The sequence below is a fragment of the Sorangium sp. So ce204 genome, assembly GCF_051526795.1.
Classification (GTDB): domain Bacteria; phylum Myxococcota_A; class Polyangia; order Polyangiales; family Polyangiaceae; genus Sorangium; species Sorangium cellulosum_B.
Genome location: NZ_CP150317.1, coordinates 5112134 through 5135079 on the forward strand (window position 1 = coordinate 5112134; position 22946 = coordinate 5135079).

General features: G+C 71.3%; 18 protein-coding genes and 1 pseudogene. 12 read left to right on the plus strand and 7 right to left on the minus strand.

Annotation, left to right across the window (positions count from 1 at the left end; translation table 11 throughout):
• Positions 1-19: 19 nt before the first annotated feature.
• Positions 20-1069, minus strand: a complete 1050-nt coding sequence (gene pheS / locus WMF22_RS18930; protein ID WP_012236022.1) for a phenylalanine--tRNA ligase subunit alpha — start codon at positions 1067-1069, stop codon at positions 20-22.
• Between the two features lie 678 nt (positions 1070-1747).
• Between pheS and WMF22_RS18935 the strand changes: the two genes are divergently transcribed.
• The 8 genes and pseudogenes from WMF22_RS18935 (at position 1748) to WMF22_RS18970 (ending at position 9805) form a co-directional block, all read left to right on the plus strand.
• Entirely contained in the window at positions 1748-2410 is a 663-nt protein-coding gene (locus WMF22_RS18935) for a hypothetical protein (RefSeq protein ID WP_437300460.1), read from the plus strand.
• A 270-nt stretch (positions 2411-2680) separates the two neighbouring features.
• Positions 2681-3862, plus strand: a complete 1182-nt coding sequence (locus WMF22_RS18940) for a vWA domain-containing protein (RefSeq protein ID WP_438036614.1) — start codon at positions 2681-2683, stop codon at positions 3860-3862.
• Positions 3863-4116: 254 nt separating this feature from the next.
• Positions 4117-5739, plus strand: a complete 1623-nt coding sequence (locus WMF22_RS18945) for a serine/threonine-protein kinase (protein WP_438036615.1) — start codon at positions 4117-4119, stop codon at positions 5737-5739.
• A 28-nt stretch (positions 5740-5767) separates the two neighbouring features.
• On the plus strand, positions 5768-6592 hold the full coding sequence (locus WMF22_RS18950) for a hypothetical protein (protein ID WP_438036616.1): 825 nt from the start codon (positions 5768-5770) through the stop codon (positions 6590-6592).
• Positions 6593-7283: 691 nt separating this feature from the next.
• A pseudogene (locus WMF22_RS18955) lies at positions 7284-7409 on the plus strand (AAA family ATPase); the annotation flags it as partial.
• A 17-nt stretch (positions 7410-7426) separates the two neighbouring features.
• Positions 7427-8179, plus strand: a complete 753-nt coding sequence (locus tag WMF22_RS18960) for a ParA family protein (RefSeq protein ID WP_438036617.1) — start codon at positions 7427-7429, stop codon at positions 8177-8179.
• On the plus strand, positions 8176-8934 hold the full coding sequence (locus WMF22_RS18965) for a hypothetical protein (protein WP_438036618.1): 759 nt from the start codon (positions 8176-8178) through the stop codon (positions 8932-8934). The genes WMF22_RS18960 and WMF22_RS18965 overlap by 4 nt, the downstream gene beginning before the upstream one ends.
• Positions 8924-9805, plus strand: coding sequence for a hypothetical protein (locus tag WMF22_RS18970; protein ID WP_438036619.1), 882 nt, complete (start codon positions 8924-8926; stop codon positions 9803-9805). Before WMF22_RS18965 ends, WMF22_RS18970 begins: the two co-directional genes overlap by 11 nt.
• 58 nt (positions 9806-9863) lie before the next feature.
• Here the strand turns inward: WMF22_RS18970 and WMF22_RS18975 are convergent, their stop codons facing one another.
• Positions 9864-11189 carry a sigma 54-interacting transcriptional regulator gene (locus WMF22_RS18975; protein WP_438036620.1) on the minus strand — a complete coding sequence of 442 codons (1326 nt, stop codon included), beginning with the start codon at positions 11187-11189 and terminating at the stop codon, positions 9864-9866.
• 107 nt (positions 11190-11296) lie between these two features.
• On the opposite strand from WMF22_RS18975, the gene WMF22_RS18980 reads away from it, so the two are divergent.
• Together WMF22_RS18980 and WMF22_RS18985 are read left to right on the plus strand one after the other, a co-directional pair.
• Positions 11297-12286: a diguanylate cyclase gene (locus WMF22_RS18980; RefSeq protein WP_437300467.1), complete on the plus strand. Its 990-nt coding sequence runs from the start codon at positions 11297-11299 to the stop codon at positions 12284-12286.
• On the plus strand, positions 12283-12948 hold the full coding sequence (locus WMF22_RS18985) for an HD domain-containing protein (protein WP_438036621.1): 666 nt from the start codon (positions 12283-12285) through the stop codon (positions 12946-12948). The genes WMF22_RS18980 and WMF22_RS18985 overlap by 4 nt, the downstream gene beginning before the upstream one ends.
• A 46-nt stretch (positions 12949-12994) precedes the next feature.
• On the opposite strand, the gene WMF22_RS18990 is transcribed toward WMF22_RS18985, so the two are convergent.
• A complete protein-coding gene (locus WMF22_RS18990; RefSeq protein ID WP_437300469.1) occupies positions 12995-13738 on the minus strand; it encodes a pectate lyase in 744 nt (247 codons plus the stop codon).
• On the opposite strand from WMF22_RS18990, the gene WMF22_RS18995 reads away from it, so the two are divergent.
• Positions 13719-14114 (plus strand): hypothetical protein, encoded by a 396-nt coding sequence (locus WMF22_RS18995; RefSeq protein ID WP_438036622.1) that lies wholly within the window; start codon positions 13719-13721, stop codon positions 14112-14114. The genes WMF22_RS18990 and WMF22_RS18995 overlap by 20 nt on opposite strands.
• A gap of 282 nt (positions 14115-14396) precedes the next feature.
• On the opposite strand, the gene WMF22_RS19000 is transcribed toward WMF22_RS18995, so the two are convergent.
• Positions 14397-15188: a hypothetical protein gene (locus tag WMF22_RS19000; protein ID WP_438036623.1), complete on the minus strand. Its 792-nt coding sequence runs from the start codon at positions 15186-15188 to the stop codon at positions 14397-14399.
• A 221-nt stretch (positions 15189-15409) separates the two neighbouring features.
• On the opposite strand from WMF22_RS19000, the gene WMF22_RS19005 reads away from it, so the two are divergent.
• Complete coding sequence (locus tag WMF22_RS19005) at positions 15410-19756, plus strand: DNA topoisomerase 3 (RefSeq protein WP_438036624.1); 4347 nt, start codon at positions 15410-15412, stop codon at positions 19754-19756.
• An 18-nt stretch (positions 19757-19774) separates the two neighbouring features.
• Here WMF22_RS19005 and WMF22_RS19010 read toward each other — a convergent pair whose 3' ends face one another.
• The 3 genes from WMF22_RS19010 to WMF22_RS19020 form a co-directional block, all read right to left on the minus strand.
• On the minus strand, positions 19775-19903 hold the full coding sequence (locus WMF22_RS19010) for a hypothetical protein (RefSeq protein WP_044965146.1): 129 nt from the start codon (positions 19901-19903) through the stop codon (positions 19775-19777).
• Positions 19904-20187: 284 nt separating this feature from the next.
• Positions 20188-21852, minus strand: coding sequence for an SBBP repeat-containing protein (locus tag WMF22_RS19015; protein ID WP_438036625.1), 1665 nt, complete (start codon positions 21850-21852; stop codon positions 20188-20190).
• 133 nt (positions 21853-21985) lie between these two features.
• A complete protein-coding gene (locus WMF22_RS19020) occupies positions 21986-22807 on the minus strand; it encodes an SDR family NAD(P)-dependent oxidoreductase (RefSeq protein ID WP_438036626.1) in 822 nt (273 codons plus the stop codon).
• Positions 22808-22946 lie beyond the last annotated feature (139 nt).

The following is a 22946-nucleotide window of genomic DNA, read 5'->3' on the forward strand; positions in this document are numbered from 1 at the left end:
GCGGGCGAGGGGCAGCGGCCTAGAGGCTTCCGAGGAAGCGGACGTCGTTCTCGTAGAAGGCGCGGATATCGTCGACGGCGAACTTCATGTTGGCCGTGCGATCCACGCCGATGCCGAACGCCAGCCCCGTGTATTCCTCCGGGTCGATCCCGACGTTCCGGAGCACCGTCGGGTGGACCATGCCGCACCCGAGCACCTCCAGCCAGCCCGTCCCCTTGCACTGCGGGCAGGCGCGGTTCTCGCCGAAACAGACGAGGCAGGACACGTCGAGCTCCGCGCTGGGCTCGGTGAAGGGGAAGTAGCTCGGCCGGAAGCGCGTCCTCGTGGCCTCGCCGAACATCCGGCGGCTGTAGACCTCGAGCAGGCCCTTCAGATCGGCGAGCGACACGTCGCGGTCGACGACGAGCCCCTCGATCTGCACGAACATGGGGCTGTGGCTCGCGTCGTCGTCGCGCCGATATACGACCCCGGGCGCGACGATCATCACCGGCGGAGGGTGGGAGAGCATCTCGCGCACCTGGACCGGGCTCGTGTGCGTCCGGAGGAGCACGTTCTGGCCAGGATCGCCGGCCATGTAGAACGTGTCGTGCATGTCCATGGCCGGGTGATCCGCCGGGAACCCGAGGAGATCGAAGTTGTAGCGCGCGAGCTCGATCTGCGGCCCTTCGGCCACGTCGAACCCGAGCCCCACGAAGATATCGACGATCTCGTCGAGGGTCCGCATGATCGGGTGCGGCCGCCCGGGCGCGCGCCAGCGGCCGGGCAGGGTGATATCGAGGGGCGGGGCGGAGAGCTCGCGATCGCGCGCAGCGCGCTTGATCCTCGCCGTCGCCTCCTCGCGGGCGCGCTCCACGCGGCCCTTGACGGCGTTGAGGCGCTGGCCGAGCGCCTTGCGCTCCTCGGGCGCCGCGCCGGGCAGCTGCTTCATCAGCGCATTGAGCGACCCGCGGCGCCCGAGCAGGCTGGCATACAGGCGGTTCAGCTCATCGAGATCGCCGGCTGCGGCGAACTGGACGTCCACCGTGCGATCGACCTCGTCGATGAGGCGGCCGAGTTCGGGACCACTCATTGCCGCCCCCTTACCGCGAAGGCCATGGCAACGCAAGACGTTGACCTCCCGCGCCGCCCCCCAGGTGCTCGCGCCAGCCAGCGCGCGGCCCGCACGCGTGATCCGGAGGCTCGGCGACCGCCACCGCGGCGGGCGTGCCTCGCCGCTCCCGCTGCGCGGCCCCGCCCTGCGCGCGGCGCGCGCAACAGCTCAAACTCGTCTGGCTCATGGCCGCGCACCGCGAGCGCGAAGATCGGGTGTTCGGCTGGTCAACGGGTCGTGGTTGCGGCGCCGGGTCAGAGTTGAATACAGTGGCCGCGTGACCCCCTTCGCCAGGAGGCTTTCTTGCTCCACCGTGCCCGATCCCGCTCGCTCGCTGTAGGTCGCGCTCCCCTCTCGGCCGCGTTCCCTGCGCTCCTCGCCGTCGCGGCGGCCTGCGGCCCTGCCACGCCGGCAGAGGTGCCGCCCACGCGATCCGCAAGTCCCGCAAATCCCGCACCCGTCTCTGCCCCTGCGCTGCCCGCGCCGGAAACGCCCGTTATCGACACGGCGCTCGGCGGCCGGCTCTTCGACAAGTTTTATGGGAAAGAGCCCCCGTTCTCGGCCTTTGTCCCCGACAGCTCGAAGACCAAAGGGGCCCTGGATGGTCAGGGCGGTCCCTCGGGCAATGGGACGCTGAGGCTCGGGTCCGGGGAGGCGATGAGCAACGACGCCGGCCATGATTATCGGCTCAAGAATTTCTTCGGCTGGGATCTCAAGGGGCGCGAGGGCATCTATGGACCAGGCGCCATGGCGAAGGCGTACGCCGTCTCGCGGAGCCTCCTCGGGGGACGCGAGACGCAAGAGGATCTCGTCCTTCTGCTCACGAAGGGGGATCGCGAGATCCCCGCGTACGGCGACGTGCTCACGCCCCCTCAGATCGAGGCCGTGGCCGCGTTCGTGATCGGCGTCCGTGACGGCGCGCTCCCGCATCCTGACCAGATCTTCACGATCAAGCCGCCGGCTCAGGGACATTACGCGCTCCTCCCAGGCGGCGACGCCGCCCGCGGGAAGGCGCACATCAAGGAGCGCTGTTCGTCGTGCCATGGGGACGATGGGACGAAGGTGCTCTTCGACGATGGCGCCTACTCTCTCGGCTCCCACGCGCGGCAGAAGGCGTACGAGGACTGGCACAAGATCCTGAACGGGCAGCCGGGCTCGCCCATGGGCCGTCAGGTCCGCGGGAGCACGGGCAAGGAGATGGCGCAGGAGCTCCTCGATATCCTGGCGGCCCTCTGCGATCGCGGGGCGTTCCCTCCAGGAAAGGCGACAGCGAAGGACGTCGAGGCCGGCGACGGGCGCTGCGGCTCCTATCTGAAGTAACCGGCGCGGGCCGCTGACAGCCCGTCGAACCGCGACAACGATTGAAATCGCACGCGCTCGACGTCGCCGCGCGCCGGCAGCGTCGCCGCGATGCGGCCTGTGTTCCTATGACACGACCGAGGATGCCGTCGCGTCGCGCCGCGAGGACGCGCGGGTCCTGGGCGCGCGCTGTGGCACCCCGCGTGCTTGGAAGCCCAGGACCACGCGCGATCCCGAGGTCGCGATGCCGGGCGGACGGCGTCGGCACGCGGTCGTGCAAGGAGTCGATTTGTGAAATTGCTTACTGGTTTCTTTTCGGTTCTGAGCGCGGCGGTGGTCGGGCTCGGGTGCGGTAGCGGCGCGAGCGGCGCGAGCGACGGCGCAGAGGGTGAAGGAGCGAGCTCCGGTGGGACCTTCGGTGGCGAGGGGGGCTCGCTGGACATCGGCGGCGGGATCGGGCCTGGATCGAGCGGCGTGGGCGGCGCCAGCCCCACGGGCGGAGGCGGAGCGTGCGCCACCCAGACGGCGGCGGCGTCCATCCAGCCCGTGTACCTGGCGTTCGCGTTCGACGTGTCGGGGAGCATGGGCAAGGGCGACGAGGACTGGCACGACAAGTCGCTCAAGTGGGATCCCGTCGTCGCCGCGACCAAGCAGTTCTTCTCGGATCCCGGGTCCGAAGGGCTGACGGCCTCGCTCTCGTTCTTTCCCGCCGACGACGACAAGTGTTCTGTCGAGATCTACGCGACGCCGGACGTGCCGCTGACGCCGCTCCCCTCGGCGGCCTTCACCGAGGCGATCGACGCGATCGAGCCGGCGCGCTCGGACGACTGGCGCGGCGGCACGCCGACCGCGTGGGTGATGCGGGGCACGAGCAAGTTCATCGAGGCGCAGCGGCGGCAGAACCCCGGGAAATACGCGATCGTGCTCGTGACGGACGGCTACCCGCAGGGCTGCGACGAGGCGTCCGACACCATCGATGCCGTCGTGGCCGACGCCCAGGCGGCGCTGGCGGAGGGCGTCCCGACCTACGTCATCGGGGTCGAGAACCCGCCGATCGAGGGCGCGCCGGACACCCTCGACGACCTGCACGAGATCGCGGCAGCCGGCGGCACCGAGGGCGCCGTGCTCATCGACACCGGCGATCCGTCGCAGACCACGGCCGCTTTCAAGGCGGCGGTCGACCGGATCCGCGGCGCCTCGGTCTCGTGCACGATGGCGATCCCGCTCCCGCCGGACGGGAGCGCGTTCGACAAGGAGAAGGTCCGCGTGCTCTACACGAGCGGATCGAGCGCGACCACGGAGCTCGTGTACGACCAGAGCTGCGCGATCGAGGGCGCCTGGCGCTACGACGAGCCCGCGAGTCCGACGCAGATCGTGCTGTGTGCCGACGCGTGCACCACGGTCCAGGCGGACATGGTGGCGAAGCTGAGCGTCGATTTCACCTGCGAGAGCGTGATCGAGGTTCCCCTGTAGCCGCAGGCCGCCGCGCCTGCGGGGCGCTCGATCCGACGGCGCGCGCCGCCAGCCCGACCCATGTCAACGGTGAGTTGACGCTGTGGACACACCCAGTTGCTTCTCCACCCGTCCACCTCGGCAGGGGCGGTCAGTCACCCATCCGCCGGGTCGAGCGCCCTCGCCGCTGCCCGGCGCCATGGGCCGACGGACGCGAGCGCGGCGCGCAGGTACCGTCCGGCAACGCTGCCGAGATGTTGTAGAACAGGGCCACCATGGCACCTGCTCAGGAGCGCGAGCGGCGGACCCTCGATCGGTACACGATCCATGGCGTGATCGCCTCCGGGGGGATGGCCTCCGTCCATTTCGGGCGGCTCGTGGGCGCCCATGGCTTTGCGCGCACGGTCGCGATCAAGCGCCTGCACCCGCAGTTCGCCAGGGACCCCGAGTTCTCGTCGATGCTCCTCGACGAGGCGCGGCTCGCGGTGCGCATCCGTCACCCGAACGTCGTCACGACGCTCGACAGCGTGCAGGCCGACGACGAGCTCTTCGTGGTCATGGAGTACATCGCGGGGGAATCGCTCTCGAGCCTGCTGCGCGAGGCCGGCCGGCGAGGGGCACGGGTGCCGCAGCCGGTCGGCTCGGCCATCATCGCCGGCGCCCTCGCGGGCCTGCACGCGGCGCACGAGGCGACCGACGAGGAGGGCGCCGCGCTCCAGATCGTCCACCGCGACGTGTCGCCGCAGAACATCCTCGTCGGCGAGGACGGCATCGCGCGCGTGCTCGACTTCGGCATCGCGCGGGCGGCGGTGCGGAGCCAGGTGAGCCGCGTCGGGCAGCTCAAGGGCAAGCTCAGCTACATGGCGCCGGAGCAGCTGCGCGGAGCCCCCCTGACCCGCCGCGCCGACATCTACGCCGCTTCCGTGGTCCTCTGGGAGGTGCTCGCCGGGCGGCGGCTGTTCACGGGGGAGTGCGACGCGGAGATCTTCGGGCGGATCCTCGAGGGCGTCGTCCAGCCGCCGAGCGTGTACGGCGACGTGCCGAAGGCGCTCGACGAGGTGGTGCTGCGCGGCCTCGACAGGGATCCCTCCCGGCGTTACGCGACCGCGCTGGAGATGGCGGCCGCGCTGGAGGAGGCGCTGCCGCCGGCGAGCCCGCGCGCGGTCGGGGCGTGGGTCGAGGCGACGGCGGGGACGCTCCTCGAGGCGCGGGCGAAGAGCCTCGCCGCGATCGAGACGTCGCAGCGGAGCGCGGCCCCAGCGCCGCCGCCGCCGAGACCCGCCGCCGTGGACGACGCGCCGCCGCGGGACGACGAGGCGCGCCTCGCGCAGCCGTCCGGCGGCCGCGGGCGCGCGCTGCGGACCTCGGTGACGGTTCCGACGATGACGAGGACGGTCGAGGACATGGCGCGGCCCGTGGCGTCGGCGCTCGCGACGCCGGTCGCCGCGGCGGCGCCGCCGCGGCTGGCGAGCGCGCAGCTCGTCCGCGCCTCCACGCTCGCGCTCGGGGCCAGCGCGCTTGTGCTCGCCGTGGCGCTCGGCAGGAGCTGTAGCGTGCGTCCGGAGCCCGACGCGCCGCAGGCCGAGCGCGCCGGAGCCGGCGAGCCGCCTCCGCTGGCCGTCGTCCCGGCGCCGGGGCATGCGGTGCTCGACACGAGCGCGGCCGCGCCGGCGGCGTCCGGGGCCGCGCCTGTGGCGCCCGCCACGAGCGCGCCTGCGGCCTCTGCGAGCGCCGCTGTGGCCCCTGCGAGCGCCGCGGCTGCGCCGGAGCCGGTCGCGCCCACCACCGCGCAGCGCGCCGTGCCCCCCGCGCGCACCGCGCGGCCGCGATCCCGCTGCGTGCCCCCGTACTACGTCGATGCCAGCGGCATCCGGCGGATCAAGCGCGAGTGCCTGTGAACGGCGGAAGCGTGTAGCCTACGCCGCGATGAAACGAGGCCTCCTCGCCGCCCTGGGCGCGGCCGTCATGCTCGTCGCCAGCTCTCACGCCCGTGCTCAGGGCGTGGGCGAGACGTGCGCGGCCTCGTACGAGCAAGCGCAGCAGCTCGTCCGCGACCGGGCGTTGCTGCGCGCGCGGGCCGAGCTCCGCGCCTGCGCGAGCTCGTGCCCGGCGACGCTCGCCCGCGATTGCCAACGCTGGAGTGAGCAGGTCGAGCGCGACGTGCCCAGCGTCGCGCTGTCGGCCACGTCCGCGGACGGCGGCGCACCGGGCCGGGTCAGGGTGCTCCTCGACGGCGCGCCGCTGGTCGACGCGCTCCCGAAGGATCCGATCGAGCTCGATCCCGGGCGCCACACGCTGACGTTCGAGGACGCGGCGGGGACGCGGGTCGTCACGGTGGTCACGGTGCCGCCGGGCGACAAGGCGCTGCCGATCGCGGTGCGCTTCCCTGCGCCGGCGCCGTCGCGCCCCGCGGGCGGCGCCGGCGCGCCGCCCGTGCGGCAGCGCTGGCCGCTCGTGCTCGCCGGCGCCGGCGTGGTGGGGCTCGGTGTGGGCGCGTTCCTCGGCATCAAGGGGCACCTCGACCGGAGCGAGCTCCGCAGGCGGTGCGCGCCCGGCTGCCCGGCGGAGGACGTCGAGGCGATCGATCTCACGTGGAAGGCAGGCGCGATCTCCGCGGGCGTGGGGTTCCTCGCGGCCGGCCTGGGCGCGGTGCTCTATTTCCAGCTCGATCCCGCCGCGCCCGCCGCGCCGGTCGCGAGCTTCTCGTTCTCGCCGGGCGGCCCCGGGCTCTCGCTCCGCGGCGTGTTCTGAGCGCACGCACGAGGCCTGTCACCCTGCTGCTTGCGGCCTCCTCCTGCGCAGCGCCGGCGACCCTCCTGCGCAACCTCGGCCTCCTCCTGCGCGGCGCCAGCGACCCTCCTGCGCAGCCTCGGCCTTCTCCTGCGCAGCGCCGGCGACCCTCCTGCGCAGCCTCGGCCCCCTCCTGAGCGCTCCATGGAGTGTCCTGAATTACAATCGCGCGGCTCCTGCGCAGCGCCGGCGACCCTCCTGCGCAGCGCCAGCGGTCCTCCCGAGCCGCCTCGGCGCCCTGCCGTGCAGCGCCAGCGGTCCTCCTGAGCCGCCTCGGCGCCCTCCCGTGCAGCGCCAGCGGTCCCTCCCGCGCAGCCTAGGCGCCCTCCTGCGCGCCCATGTTGGTGTGCTTTGCAACATTTTCCCCCCATCCTGTGCGTCAAGCGACGGCTCTCACGCGGGAAGCACGACGGCATCGGGCTCGCTCCGCGAAGATCTTCGAGCATGACCGCCCGCGACCTGAGCAGCCGAAGGCCGCTCGCCGCGCCGCGGTCAGCCCCTGCTGCAGATGCCGTGGTGTTGCTCAACGTGGGCCCACACGGGTGAGCTCTGCGTGAGAGGCGTGCGGTCTCGGCCGCCCTGCTCTCGGACATACTCCTGATTTTCGCCGGAACTTCCGAGCGGTACGGCTGTGGCGTATGCTCCCACCGGCATGCCGGATCGGCCGAAACAGAGCGTCCTCGCGGTGCAGAACATCAAGGGAGGGGTCGGCAAGACGACGATCGCCGTCAACCTGGCTGCGCTCCTCGCCGAAAGGCACCGCAAACGCGTCCTTCTGCTCGACGCCGACCCGCAGTGCAACGCCAGCCTGTACTTGCTCAACGACCAGCGATTCGGGGCGAGGACAAGGAGCGCCGGGAAGGCAACCTCCACGATCTGTTCCACGGCGACGTGCGGTACTTCGACGTGGTCAGCGGGAAGCCGCACGGCCCGCTGCGCAAGGTGAGCGACTACCTGGAGCCCGTGCGGAAGTGTGCCGGCGGGGGCTCGCTCACCCTCGTGTGCGGGAGCGCCAGGATGTTCGAGGTGCAGGAGATCGCGGCGGAGATCGTCGTGTCGCGGATCAAGAAATGGCTGCCCAGGGCCGGCGATGCGTACGAGCACGTCATCATCGACTGCCCGCCGAGCATCAGCAGCGTCAGCCTGGCGGCGCTCAAGGCGGCGGACAAGATCCTGGTCCCGATGACGGCGGATCAGTTCTCTCTCCACGGGCTCCCGCTCCTCATGAAAGCGCTCAAGGAGTACAAGAAGGTTCTGGACATCAAGGCGAAGGTCGCCGGGGTTGTGCTCAGCATGTTCCCGCCGGCGAGCGACGCCGATCAGCGCGCCAAGGCAGAGCGGTACGTGAAGGCGATCAGCGATCTGTGCGCGGCGCAGAAGCCTGCGGTTCGCTGTCTCTCCGCGGTGATCTCCAGGGATGACGCTTACCGTGACTCGTTCGAGCGGAACGAGCCGCTGCCATTCTCTGGCGATCCAGACCACGCGCGGCTCGTCGACGAGCTCGAGACGGTCGCGCTCGAGGTGGGCCTTCTCGGAGGTGCACCGTGACGAGCCCTGAGCGTGCAGGCACTGATGGGATACGGGCAGCGCGAGCGCTGCTGAGCCTGGTCGAGGATCACTCCGCAGACGACTTCCAGGCAGCCGAGGCGATCCTCGGCGGGCAGAAGGAGCTGGCGCAGGTCCTCCAGCTGCTCCGAGACTTCAAGCGACAACAGAGTTCCACGGACGAGGACCACGGGCCGGTCTCGATCGAGCGGTTGCTCGAAATTCTCAAAGACGAGCTACTCAAATTGGCCCAAGACAATGCCGATGTCGAAAAGAAGCTCCGTGGATTCCTGGGAAAATCTGCGAACATGCGACCGGATTCCCCGATCAACAACGTCATCGAGCAAGCGCTCCGCAACATAGATAACCTACGCCTCGCGCCTGGCGCGCGAGCGTTCACAATCGCGGAACTTCTAAGGATCACGTCAGAGGCTGCGGGGGCAGAGCATGGAAAAAGGATTGAATCGATTCTCCGCAATCTCGCGATCTCAGCAATTGAAGAGAACGTGATCGTGCTGCCAACGTTGCACTCCATCGCGCAGCTCCGGACCATGTGGGCACCGGCTCCACTGCCTTACAAGGCTCAGGAATCGCGCCGGCACCTCGCAGAGCGGCTCTTCAAGGACGTGGAGCGCCTCGCGCCCGCGAAGAGCGGGGGCATCACGACGCACTTGCTGGCCGAAGGGCTGCGCAGCCCTGCCGACCGAGCGATCGCGGAGACACGTCGTATCAACACAAAGAAGGCCCATGGCGAGTAAGCGACAGCGCCGCGACTCGCCCCGCGAGAAGCTGCTCGCGGAGGTCGGCCGGCAGGTCGAGCGCCGGCTCGGAGGCTCCGGGTCGGAGCTCGCCGGCTCCCAGCAGACCCTCGCCTACCTGAACTGGCTCGCGTGGCACTGCAGTGAGTTTGCGGAGGTCCCGGCGTTCTTGAACGCGGCACGAGTGGACATCCTCGCCATCTTGCATGCAGGCGCGCTTGGGGTGGAGCGCACCGCCCATCTCCATGCCCGGAGCCTCGTGGAGAACCTCGTCCGGCACTGCTACTTCGACTCGCGCCCCTCCCTGTTCGTTGCGCGTTCCCTCCTCCCCGAAGAGGACGTGAGAGACGTCTGGGCCGACCTGCTCGAGGAGATCCAGCGCCTTCCACACTTCCAGCCTGCGCTCGGCGACACCGCCGAAACGTCCTTTCTGTTCTCCGAGATCGTGCACGCCTACCAGCGGTCGAGCCGCTTCGTACACGGCTCCACCGCGCGTTATCGGAGCCTCTACCGGGACATCCGTTCGATCGACCTCGATGCGGAGCGCGCCGGGGAGCTCGATGCCGCCCTCCGGCGCCTAGGCGAGGCCTGCCTGCTTCTCCTGGCGCTGTATCACCTCGGGGCTTACCTGCTCATCTCCCAGCCCATCCGGCGTTACATGTTGCGTGACGCCATGGGCCTCGGCGGGCGCGCCCGCTTTCTGCGCTGCATGGAGTCCGTTCCCGTGACCTGGGCGCAGCACCAACGCACTGCGGCGCTCCGCACGTGGAGGGAGCGGAAGCGCAAGCCTTTTCCGACGAGAGACGGCTTGCTGCTCGACCGGAAGGGGCTCGCTCTGGTGGTGAACCCCAGAGCATCAACCAAGTCGTAGGCTTCCGCTCACGGTTCCCGATGCCGCGAACGCCGAGCCGCACGCGTTGCGCCTGCTGTCAGCCCTTGCTGCGGATGCCGTAGCGCTCCATCAGCCGGTGGACGAGCTGCCGGGAGACGCCCATCGACGCGGCGGCCCGCGCCACGTTGCCGCCGCTCTCCCGGAGCTTCATCGCGATGTACGTGCGCTCGAACTGCTCGACGACCATGTCGCGCGCCTCGCGGAGCGGCAGCGCGACGAACTGGCCGACGCCCATGTCGGCGGGCCGCGGCGCCACCTTGACGATCGCCTCCTCGGCGAGGTGCGGGAACAGCATGAGCCGCGCGACGGTGTTGCGGAGCTCGCGCACGTTGCCGGGCCAGTGGTGCCCGCGGAGCAGCTCCAGCGCGTTCGGCGGCAGGTCGGCGAGCGAGCGCGGCGGCACCTGCGCCGCGAGGAAGCGCTCGACGAGCAGCGGGATGTCCTCCTTGCGCTCGCGCAGCGGGGGCACGACGGTCTCGACGACGGCGAGCCGGTAGTAGAGATCCTCGCGGAACGCGCCCGACGCGACGCGGCCCTGGAGATCGCGGTGCGTGGCGGCGACGACGCGGGCGTCGAACGACGTGTACGCGGCGGCGCCGATGCGGCGCACCTGGCGGGCCTCGAGCGCGCGCAGGAGCTTCGGCTGGAGATCGAGCGGGAGCTCGCCGATCTCGTCGAGGAAGAGCGTGCCGCCGCTCGCCTCCTCGAGCAGGCCGGCGCGCGCGCTCTGGGCGCCCGTGAACGCGCCCTTCGTGTAGCCGAAGAGCTCGGCCTCGATGAGGTTCGGGGCGACGGCGCTGCAGTCGAACACGACGAAGGGGCCGCCGCTGCGCGGGCTCGCCGCGTGGATGGCGCGGGCGAGGACCTCCTTGCCGGTGCCGGACTCGCCGAGCAGGAGGATCGTCTCCGAGGTGGCCGCTGCGCGCTCGAGGCGCGCGAAGAGCGCGCGCATGGGGACGCTGCCGCCGAGGGCCTCGCCGAAGCTGGCCGTGGTGGAGAGCGGGACGACGACGGGGGCGCCGCCGACGCGCACGGTGAGGGGCACGCCGCCCAGCGACGCGATGGCGCCCGGGGTGAGGAAGCCCTCGACGATCAAGACATCGTTGATGAACGTGCCGTTCTTGCTGCCGAGGTCGGTGAGGACGACCCCGCGCGGCGAGAACCGGAGCTGACAGTGGCGGCGCGAGACGCGGGAGTCGGGGATGATGACGTCGCACTCGCCGCTCGTCCCGAGCACGAGCGGCGCCACGCCGAGGGCGGCCTCGATCGGCGGGCTCTTCTGCGGGGTGACGAGGATGCGCAGGTCCGGGAGCTCGACCGCGTCGCTTCGGAGGGTCGTGATCGTCCGGGTGGGGTCGTGCATCGATCGCGCGGGAGGGGGACGGGGCAGCATCTCCGAATTTCCGGTGGATTTCCAGCCCGCGGTGCGTCCGGGGCGCTGGGCGCACGCCGCCAGGATATCCTCACGAGGTGCTCGAGTTCACGCAGTCCGAGGCCAAGATCCTGTCCCAGTGCGTCACCCGATTCACCGATGCGTTCCGCCGCGACGTGGCGGACGTGATCCGGCAGGAGTTCCGCGGCTACGAGCCGCCGGAGGTGACGGAGCTGATCGGACAGCTGAGCCTCCTCGGGCGGCAGCTCGAGCTGCGCCCGCCGCACGCGCAGATCCACGACACGCAGGGCCCGCTGCTCAAGCGCATCCTGATCGATCTCCGGCGCGACAGCGCCACGGCGATCGAGGAGCCGCTGCAGAAGGCCGTGAACGCCGAGACGATCCGGCACCTCCGGCGCGAGGTCCACGGGCTGGAGCAGCTGATGGCCGCGCCCTGGTTCGCGGCCACGCGCGCGCTCAAGGTGCCGCAGCTCACCGACTACATGTCGATCCGGCACGCCGAGGCCGTGATGCCGGAGGCGCCGCCGCTGCGCCCGCGCGAGTACGACGAGAAGTTCCACATCCTCGAGGCGCCCGGGCTCTTCCTGCCCGATCTGGCGCACTACCGGGCGCGCTGCGCGCTGCGCGGCGCCTCGATCGCCGTGGCGTTCATCGACATCGACGACTTCAAGGCGTTCAACGTCCAGCACACCGAGACAGCGGTCGATCTCCACGTGCTCCCGCCGCTCATGGAGAGCATCGAGGCGCACGTCTTCGCGCACGGGCACGCGTACCGGTTCGGCGGCGACGAGTACATGATCACGCTGCCCAACGCGACGCGCGCGTGGGCGGTGGACTTCCTGCGCGCGCTCCAGGAGCGGCTCGCCCGCCGCCGCTACCGCCGCGTCGAGCGCTCGCCGACGATCTCGGCCGGGCTGTGCGTCGCCGACGTCGACTGCTTCCTGACCGATCGCGAGATCCAGGGGCGCGCCAACCTCGCGAAGAACCACGCGAAGGCCACGGAGAAGGGCCGCGTCGCCACGTACGACGGGGAGCTGTTCCGCCCCGAGGATCTGGTGCTCGCGTGAGGCCGGACGGCGGGATCGCGGCGAGCGAGGCGCGCGCCGGCGGCGACGCGCCGCCGGAGGCCCCGGACGGCCTGGTCCTGCCCGAGCCGCTGTGGGGCGCGCTGCGCGCGGCCTACGGTGAGCCCGGGCGCGCGTACCACGACCTGGCGCACGTGGGCGAGGTGCTCCGCCGGGTGGGCGAGGTCGCCCGCGACGTCGGCTGGCGGAGGCCGCGGGAGGTGTTCCTGGCCGCGCTCTTCCACGACGCCGTGTACGTGCCCGGCCGCCACGACAACGAGGCGCGCAGCGCGGAGCTCGCGCGCGAGGCGGTGGCGCGCTGGCTGCCCGGCGAGGGGCTCGACGAGGGCCTCATCGAGCGGCTCATCCTGCTCACGGCGCGCCACGGGGCCCTCGATCCGGCGGACGTCGGCGAGGAGGAGGCCCTCTTCCTCGACTGCGACATGGCCATCCTGGGCAGCGATGCGGCGGTGTTCGACGCGTACGACCGGGCGATCGCCGCGGAGTACAGCGCCGTGCCGCCCGAGCTCTACGCTGCAGGCCGGCGGCGCTTCTTCGAGAAGCTGCTCGCGGCGGAGCGGATCTTCCTCTCGCCGTACTTCCACGCGCGCCTCGAGGCGCGCGCGCGCGACAACCTGCGCCGGAAGCTCGACGCGGGCGCGTAGCGACGCCGGCGCGTAGCGACGCCGGCGCGCGCTGCCCCTCGCGCGATCACCAGCTCTTCACGTCGCTCTTGCTCACGCGGCACGTGGCGGTGTCCCACTGGCTCGCGCCGCCGTGGAGCTTCTCGGACTCGCCCATGTGATCGGTGACGGCCCTGTACTCCTGGCAGATCTTCGGCTTGTCGTCGCCCGCGTCGTAGCCCCCTTTGACGTACAGGTTCGTGATCGTGACCGTGTCCCCGTAGTTCTGGTTCGCGCCGGCGACCGTCGTCTTCACCCGGTCCACCCTGACGTTGTCGATGATCAGGTGCCGCGGGCCGCCGTTCGCGGTGCAGTCGCCGCACGAGCGCCAGAGCTTCCCGAAGTCGGCGATGTACGAGTTCGTGACGATCGTCGTGGAGCCGCCCTTGGCGTTGTGCTGGAAGATCTTGTCGGCCGAGCGGAGGGCGATGGAGCTGTTGATGTGCATCGTCGCCCCGTCGGCGCTGTTGGTCGCCGCGTCCTCGCAGACGTCCTCCCAGTAGACGTGATCGAGCGTGCAGTCGCCCTTGCACACGATGCCGTTGCCGCCGGGGAGGCCGCCGGCGATGATGAGGTTCTTCACGGTGACGCCGTCCTCGACCTCGAACACGGTCTTCTGGCCCTCGCCGTCGTCGCAGTCCGCCGTGTTGTTCACGCCGATCTTCTGGTTGTTGAAGTCGTAGACGTCCTGCCCGCCGTGGGCGGCGTTCTTGAGCACCGTCGTCTGGGTCCTGATCTCGCCGTTGCCGTTCGTGGGCGTCGGGATCGCCATCGGGATCTCGTCGCCGAGCGGCTCCTCTCCGCCCGTGCCGCTGCTCGTGGTGCTCGCGGCCGTGGTGCTGGAGCTGCTCGTGGTGCTCGCGGCCGTGGTGCTGGAGCTGCTCGTGGTGCCGGAGCTGCTCGTGGTCGCGCCGCTCGTGGTGCTCGCGGCGGTGCTGCCGCCGCCGGCGCCGCCTGTGGTGCTGGTGCTCCCGCCGGTCGCGGCGGTGCTGCTGCTCGAGCTGCTGCCTCCCTGGCCGTCGTCCGGGGTCGCCGCGTCGTCTGAACAGCCGAGCTGGATGGCTCCGGCGGCGCCGATCACGAGCAGCAAAGTGAAAGCTGACTGCATTCCAAATCTCATGTCGCTACCTCTCGTTCTGGAATCATGATGGGCGGCCCGGCGGTGGGCGGCCGCCGAACCGGGCCGGCGCTGCGCCTCCGCCGCGAGCTAGGCAACGACAATGCCACTTGCCTGGAATCGCCTACCGGTGGTTCACGGTGTGCCCGGGAGCCCGCGCAGCGCTCGTGGCGTGGGCATCCTCATGGCGGCGCGTCGTAGCGCCGCGACGTCAACCACGGGTTGACGTGCTTGACGGCAAGGATGACTCCCGTCTGAAGTACCCCTCGAATTTTTCGAGAAGATTCACAGGGAGGCGCGGGGGCTCCGGCGCTCAGCCTTTCCAGCCGGGCGGCGGCTTGGCGAAGCCGGTCTCGGCGGGGAAGGGGCTGGCGGTCTCGCGCTGGTGCAGCCCGTCCACGTCGATGCCGAGCGCCCTCAGCCCGTCGCGTTGCTCGTAGCGGATCACCAGCACGGCGGCGGGCTTGGGGGTCGCCCGGGTGAACTGCGTCGACGTGATGCGGGACTCGCGCCGCTCGCCGAAGGTCGTTCCCAGCCCCTTCGGCGCCGCGGGGGCCGGCGCGGCGCCCGGCGCGGGGGCTGGCGGCGGCACAGCGGACGCGGGCGCGGGCGGTCCATACCCCGGAGCCGGCGGGGGCAATCCGCCGCCCTGCGGCCCGCCGAACGCCGGCGGGGGCGGCGCGAAGGGAGGCGGGGGCGGCGGCGGGGGCGCGAGCTCCTCGAACACCGCCAGGCCGATGACACCCACGTTGCGGGGCTTGCCGATCTGCGCGGCGTACGACTGCTCGATGCTCCCGAACCGGAACGTCGCGACCTCGGTGTGGCTGATGCGGAACCCGGTGAAATCGAACGACTCGTGCGCCCTGATCACCATGCCGCGAGCGTCGAACGACGCGTCCTCGCCGCTCTGCACGTCGAGGCCGTCGACCGTGGGCACCACCTCGACGCGCGCGCCGGTCAGGTTTCGCACGCGCAGCGCATAACGCTGGCCTGACCGCCCCTCGACATAGGTCGACTCTCGGTGGACGTACTCCCGCGTCGGCGTGAGCGCGCCGCTCTCCTCGACGAGCAGCTCCACCTCGACGATCCCCTTCAGGTCTCGCATCTCGATGCCCCTCTCCCTGAGCCGTCGCGCGCCCTCGCGCGGCGGCGAGCGTCCAGACACTACGTGAACCCGCTCGGCGCCAGCGTGTCAAGGCGCCGGCCGGGCGCGGGCTTCGCTGCCCGCTCGCTTCCCCATACCGCCCGCCCGCGGCTCGCGCTATCAACGCACCGGCGTGAGGCGCGGGCGACGCCCACCTCCCGCCGTTTTCGCATGGTCGCCGCATGATCGCCGTGGTCGCAGAGAAGCCCGCCGTCGCCCGTGACATCGCCGCGGTGCTCGGGGCCTCGAAGCGCGCCGAGGGCTTCCTCGAGGGCGGCGGCTACGTCGTCACGTGGGCGATCGGGCACCTCGTCGCCATCGCCGAGCCGCACCAGATCGACCCCGCCTGGAAGCGCTGGCGCCTCGACCTCCTCCCGATGCTGCCCGGGCAGTTTCCGCTCGTCGTCCTCCCCGGGACGCGGGCCCAGTTCGAGATCGTCCGGAAGATCCTGGGCCGGCGCGACGTCGAGCGCGTCGTCTGCGCCACGGACGCCGGCCGCGAGGGCGAGCTCATCTTCCGGTACATCTACGAGGCGGCCGGGTGCAAGAAGCCGGTCGAGCGTCTCTGGATCTCGTCCCTCACGCCCGACGCCATCCGTGACGGGCTCCGCCGGCTGCGGGACGCGCGCGGCTACGATGGCCTCGCCGACGCGGCGCGCGGGCGCAGCCGGGCGGACTGGCTCGTCGGCATGAACCTCTCGCGCGCCTACAGCCTGGTCTTCGACCAGGATCTCTCGGTCGGCCGCGTGCAGACGCCGACGCTCTCCATGGTCGTCGAGCGCGAGCTCGCGATCCGGCGGTTCGTCCCCGAGCCGTACCTCGAGGTCGTCGCGACCTTCTGCCCGCTCCGGGAGGACGGCTCGGGCGCGGCCGACGAGTCCTACAAGGGCACGTATTTCAACGACAAACCGCTCCCGGGCCAGCCGCCGGGCGCCGGCGAGGGGCCGCATGCCGGCGAGCGGCCGAACGCCGGCGAGCGGCCGAACGCCGGCGAGCGGCCCGAGACCGCGCCGTCGCGGAGGCGCCTGCCGCCGGACGGCGAGGAGGCGCGGCGCATCATCGAGCGGGCCCGGCGCGGCGAGGCGCGCATCGAGGCGGTCCGGTCGGAGTCTCGCCGCTTCCCGCCGCCGCTGCTCTACGACCTGACCGAGCTCCAGCGGCACGCCAACCGCCTTTACGGCTTCTCTGCGCAGAAGACGCTGGAGGTGGCCCAGGCGCTGTACGAGCGCAGGAAGCTCATCAGCTATCCGCGCACCGACAGCCGGCACCTCTCGACGGAGGTCGCGGCCACGCTCGGCGCCGCGGTGCAGGCGATCGAGGGCTCGTACCGGGGGATGCTCGCGCCGGGGACGGGGGCCCGGCCGCTCGGCAAGCGCTTCGTCGACGACGGCAAGGTCGGGGATCACCACGCCATCATCCCCACGGGGGCTCGGTCCTCGCGCGCGGAGCTCTCGGCCGACGAGCAGAAGATCTTCGATCTCATCTGCCGGCGCCTCCTCTCGGCGTGGCACGAGGATCACGTCACCTCGATCACCACCGTCATCACCGCGATCACCACGCGCGGCGGCGCGGGCGCGCGCGGCGGCGAGCCGATCGTGGACCGCTACCACAGCGCGGGCAGCGTCGTGGAGAAGGTCGGGTGGAAGGTGCTCGACATCGGCTTCGGCAAGCCGCCTGCGAGGCCGCGCAGGAAGGGCGAATCGGACGGCGATGGGCCCGATGCGCGCGATGCGCGCGACGGGGAGGGCGGCGAGGGCGAGCGCGAGACCGCGGATCAGCGGCTCCCGCCGGGCCTCGCGAGGGGGCAGGTGCAGCTCGTGCTCGACGCGGAGGCGCAGGCCAAGAAGACGCGTCCGCCGCCGCGCTTCACCGAGGCCACGCTGCTCACCGCCATGGAGACCGCGGGCAGCAGCCTCGAAGAGAAGGAGCTCTCCGCGGCGATGAAGGACTCGGGCCTCGGCACGCCGGCAACGCGGGCCGCGATCATCGAGACGCTCCTGCGGCGCGAGTACATCGTGCGCAAGGGCAAGCTGCTGCACGCGACCGACAAGGGCGTCGGGCTGATCGAGGTCGTCCACGCGGACGTGAAGAGCCCCGCGATGACGGGCGCCTGGGAGGCGAAGCTCGCCCGCATGGCCCGGGGCGGGGGCGATCTGCCGTCGTTCATGGCGGGCATCGAGTCGTACGTGCGCCAGGTGGTGGCGGAGGTGAGCGCGGGGCGGCGCGCGGCCGGGGACGGCGCGCTCTCCCCGGAGGCCGGGGCGTCGCCGTTTCAGGAGCGCGGCGAGGCGCGGTCGCGCGCGAAGGGGGGCCGCGCCGCGGCCGCGGCGCCGGGGACCGGTCGAGGCCGCGAGGCGACGCGTCGCCGCGCTCCGGGCAGCAGCGCGGGCGCCGGGCCTGACGACGCATCACCTGGCACGCTGCAGGCGGTCGCGGCGGCGGCTGCAGCATCGCCGCCGGCTCGGGCGCAGGCGCGACGCGTGGCGGTAGCGCCGTCGGCTGCGCGGCCTGTGGCAGCGACGTCACCACCGGCGCGATCCGCGGCCGCAGCGCCGTCGCCCGCGCGACCTGCCGCGATAGCGCCGTCTCCGCCCGCGCGACCCGCGGCGGTAGCGCCGTCGCCCGCGCGTGCGGCGGCCGTCGGGTCCTCTCCGGCGCGTGGGGCGGGCGCGGCGTCCTCGCCGGCGGTCGCCTCGTCTCCAGCGCGCCGGCCGGAGGATCTCGTCGAGCTGCTCCACCAGTGCTTCGGCTTCAGCGCGTTCCGCCCCTACCAGGAGGCCGTCTGCCGGACGGCGGCCGCGGGGAGCGACGTGCTGCTCGTCATGCCCACCGGCGCCGGCAAATCGCTCTGTTACCAGCTCCCCGGCATCGCCCGAGGCGGCACGACGCTCGTCGTGAGCCCGCTCATCGCGCTCATGGAGGATCAGGCCTCGAAGCTCCGGGCGTGTGGCTTCGCCGCCGAGCGGATCCACTCCGGCCGGAGCCGGGCCGAGTCGCGGAAGGCCTGCATCGATTACCTCGAAGGCGCGCTCGACTTCCTCTTCATCGCCCCCGAGCGGCTCCGCGTGCCCGGGTTCCCCGAGCTGCTCGCCCGCCGGAAGCCCGTGCTCGTCGCCGTCGACGAGGCCCATTGCATCTCGAAATGGGGCCACGACTTCCGCCCTGATTACCGGATGCTCGGTCAGCGCCTCCCGGCGCTCCGGCCGGCGCCGGTCATCGCGCTGACCGCCACCGCCACGCCGGTCGTGCAGGACGACATCGTCGAGCAGCTCGGCCTCGCGTCCGCGGCGCGGTTCATTCACGGCTTCAGGCGGAGCAACCTGGGTATCGAGATCCTCGAGGTCAGCCCGGGAGAGCGCCTCGCCCGGGTGCGCGCGCTGCTCGGGAAGGAGGGCCGGACGCCGGCCATCGTCTACGCCGGGACGCGGAAGGACGCCGAGGCGCTCGCCGCCGGCCTCTCGGAGGATCTCCCGGCCGAGGCGTACCACGCGGGCCTCGCCGCCCCGGTGCGCGACCGGATCCAGGCGGCCTTTCTGGACGGCAGCACCGAGATCATCGTCGCCACGATCGCCTTCGGCATGGGCATCGACAAGCCCGATGTCCGCACGGTCGTCCACGCCGGGCTGCCCGGGAGCGTCGAGGGGTATTACCAGGAGATCGGCCGGGCTGGCCGCGACGGGCTCCCCTCGCGGGCCGTGCTGATGCACTCGTATGTCGACCGGCGAATGCACGAGTTCTTCCACGAGCGCGACTACCCTGATCCGGCGATGCTCCAGCGCATCGAAGAGGTCCTGTCGGAAGAGCCGCGCCCGAAGGAGGCGATCCTCGGTGATCTCGGTATCGATCCCGAGGTGGCGGACAAGGCCCTCGAGAAGCTCTGGATCCACGGCGGCGCGCGCGTGGATCCGGACGGGGGCATCGCCCTGGGCGAGCCGGGGTGGCGCGGACCCTACGAGGCGCAGCGGCGCCACAAGCTCGCCGAGCTCGTGCAGATGGCGCGGTTCACCGAGGGCCACGGCTGCCGCATGCTCCACCTGGTCCGCCATTTCGGCGACCAGGAGGACACGGGCGAGCCCTGCGGCCTCTGCGACGTCTGCGCGCCGGCCGCCTGCGCCGCGCGGGAGTTCCGGGCGCCGAGCCGCGGCGAGGCGCAGGCGATCGCGAAGATCCTGGCGGCGCTCCGCGAGAGCGAGCAGCCGACCGGCCGGCTCTACCGCGAGGCGTTCGCCGACGGGTCGCTCGAGCGGCGCGACTTCGAGCACCTCCTCGGCGGGCTCGTGCGGGCGGGCCTCGTCTGCGTGCGCGAGGACTCGTTCGAGAAGGCGGGCGAGCTCATCACGTACCAGCGCGCGTCGCTCACGTCGCGCGGCCTCGTCGGCGGGCCGCGCGGCGCGAGCGACGTCGTGGGCGATGTGCCGCTCGCGAAGCTCCCGCCGAAGGTGAAGAAGCGGCAGAGCGCGACGTCGTCGGACGCGCGGAGGGCGTTCTTCGCCCGCAAGGCGCAGCGGAAGAAGGGCCGATCGCGCTGAGCGGCGCGCGGGCGGCGCTCAGCGGAAGATGCCGAAGTGGCCGAGCGCCCACCAGAGCAGGACGAAGATAAGGAGGGTGCTGAAGCACCCGCCGCCGAGCTTCTTCGCGCCGTAACCCGCCGCGATCCCACGCAGAATCTTGCTCATCGAATGACCTCCGGCCCCGTGTCGGGGTGCTCGGTGAGCAAAGCAACGTGGGTGCCACCGCGAGAGGGGCGGAATTTCGGGAGGAAGCGGATGGTCTTGGTCCCTTGATGGTGGGGACGTCGGCGCGTGCGCCACAGTGGGGCATTTCGCTACGCGTGCACGCAGCCGGAGAGAACGACTCACGCTGGCGCGCTCTCGATGCTCACCTCAACGCCCTGCCGCGCAAGGCAGGCGCTGCGAACTCGGCATCGGAGATGCGCGTCACCATCCCAAGCCGCTATGTGCTACCGGCCCAGTTTGGCGATGACGACGCGCGTGAGCTCACCGTCGCCGGTGCCGGGAAGAGGACCTGTGCCGAAGTCCGCGTCCGGAGCGGTCGTCCCCCCCGCGACGATCGTCTCGCCGTCGGGTAAGATGGTAATCGCGCGCAGATCGTCATCGCCGGTGGTGTCCATGAGATAACTCCACACCAGCTTCGCATCAGGCGTGAGTTTGGCGACGAAGGAGCTCAGGCGACCCCTTGCTTTCAGGGGGCCGTCGCCGAAGTCGATCTGTCCCTCGGCAGGCCCGACGACGACGAGATTGCCAGAAGGATCCCGAGCGACTTTATACGCCTCCTGCTGACCGACCGCGTCTCCGAACGCGCGCATCCATCGGGGCACCCCGTTCGCCTCGAGCTGTACCACGAAGACATCCCTGTCGTCTCCTCCTGGTAATGTGTGGTCACCAACGTGCATCTCGCCGGTGAATGAACCAACCACCACAGGGCGACTCGACTGGTCCACCGTGATGCTTGTCGGGTGTACATCGCCGGAGCCCGGCCCGTCTAGCCCTCTGGCCCACACCGATTCCCCGGCCGGCGTCAGCTTTACGACGAACTGTCCTCCATCGACTCGTATCGGCGCATTACGGGTGCTGAGATTGATCGTCTCCACGGACCAGGCAAGGACGAAGATGTTCTTCGAACTATCGACCGCGACGGCGGTGGCAGCTTCATAGAACGACGTACCGTTGAACGTGCGCACCCAGCAGCCTGGCTCGCTCACGCGCCCGGTGGCACCGTCGAGCTTCGCCACGAGAATGTCCTCCCCGTCAGGCGTGATCGAACCCTCGCCGAGATCGATGGGTTCGCTGAATCTTCCCGCAACCACGATGTCGTCGCTGGCGTCAATCGCGACTCCAGTCAGCGCGCCGCGGCCTCCCAGGCCACTGCTCCAGATGTACTCGCCCGTTGCGTCAAATCGAGCGATGAATGGACCTGCCGGGAGCGGCCCACCGCCGAAGTCAATTCCCCCTTCGTGGCTTTCGCCGACCAAAACCGGGTTCCCCTTGGAATCGACGGCAAGATCCGAGGTATAGTCCGCACCGAGATCCCCGAACTTCTTGGCCCAGAGGGGCTCGCCGGCTGGGCTCAACTTGAGAAGCAGGACGTCACCCCGGTTGCTGGCAGAAGAAAAGGATTTCCCTCCCACCGTGATAATCCCAGCAAAGGCTACGCTGACGAACACGTTCCCCACAGCATCAGTCGCAAGGGCCGATGCGCCGGCGTGGCCGGTCTGTTCGTACCCCGCCGCCCACACAATGCACTGGAACCCGTCGCAGTTTTCATCGTCCGCGACGTCGCAGCGCTCCACCGTGGGCAGGACCTCGTGCTCGCAGGCGCCCCAGGTCCGGTCGGTGCTGCAGGTGCGCCTCCCTTCCCGGCACAACCCCTCGTTCCTGGTGACCGGCGGGCCGCTGTAGCACGCTTCCGACGCGTCGGGTGTGCAGGGGGTGGGCTCAGCTCCACCTCCAGCACCCCCAGCACCGCCCGCGCCCCCAACACCGCCGGCCCCCGAGCCGCCCGGCGACTGATCGGCGAACTCGTCGAGGCCGAGCAGCGCCGCGCAACCGCTGGCGCAGAGGATCAGGCCGGCGATCGAACCAAGGATGTATACTTGTGCCTGCATGAGATGTTCTGCGCGCTCGCGATCTGCCCTGGGAGCGGCTGCGCGGACGCCAGAACGGAAGCTATCACGGCGGCAGCGCCGCTGGCGCCGTGTTTCGGATCGAGCGCCATGGGGTATCGCGCGAGCTCTCGCCCTAGCCTCGGGCGCCGCGTGGAGGTGGTGCGCCATAGCCGAGGACCGAGAGCCCGATCCGCGATGAGAGCCGGCGAATCGCCGCGCGAGGGAGGAAGCGGGAGAGCTGGGCCGTCGCCTTGCTCAGCGTGGTCGGGACGGCGACCACGTCGCCCCGATCCGCCGCCGCGATGCCGTAGGCCGCGCAGTCCTCGGCGGTGAGCTCGAACGGCATCTTCCTGCGCGGCACGCCGGGCGCGCCCGCGTCGAAGATCTCGGTGGTCACCGGCCCCGGGCACAGGGCTGTCACCGTGACGCCGGTCCCGTCGAGCTCGACGGCCAGGCTCTCGGACAGCGAGAGCACGAACGCCTTGGTGGCTCCATACACCGCATGTCCCGGGGTCGGCTGGAACGCGGCGAGCGACGCGACGTTGAGCACGCGCCCTCCGCCGCGGGCCACCAGGTCGGGGACGACCGCCGCGCAGAGCGCGACGACGCTCTCGCAGTTGAGCCGCACCAGCATCGCCTGCGCCGCGGGATCGCCGTCCAGAAAGGGCCCGAACCGCGTCGTTCCCGCGTTGTTGACGAGCCAGGCCGCGCCGCCCAGCTCGCGCGCCCGATCCCGCACGCGGAGGGCAGCGCCCTCGCTGGTGATATCGAGCTCCAGCGGGTGGATGGGCGCGTGCCCGGCGGCGCTCGCCCTTGCGGAGAGCTCCTCCAGACGGTACGCCCGCCTGCCGATGGCGAGCACCGGCTGCCCGCGCGCCGCGAGCTGCCGCGCGATCTCCGCGCCGATGCCGGACGAGGCGCCTGTGACGATACCGAGGCCCGAGGTCGTGGTCATGGAGCGAGCCTTTTATGCTGCTTCGTCCAGGATCGCGAGCGGGCCGTGCTCCTGACCCGCGGGGGCCCCGGTCAGCAATCTTTCCCTTTCCGGCTTCCGCGCGATCTTGCCGCAACGCAGCAAGATCGCGCGATGGCCT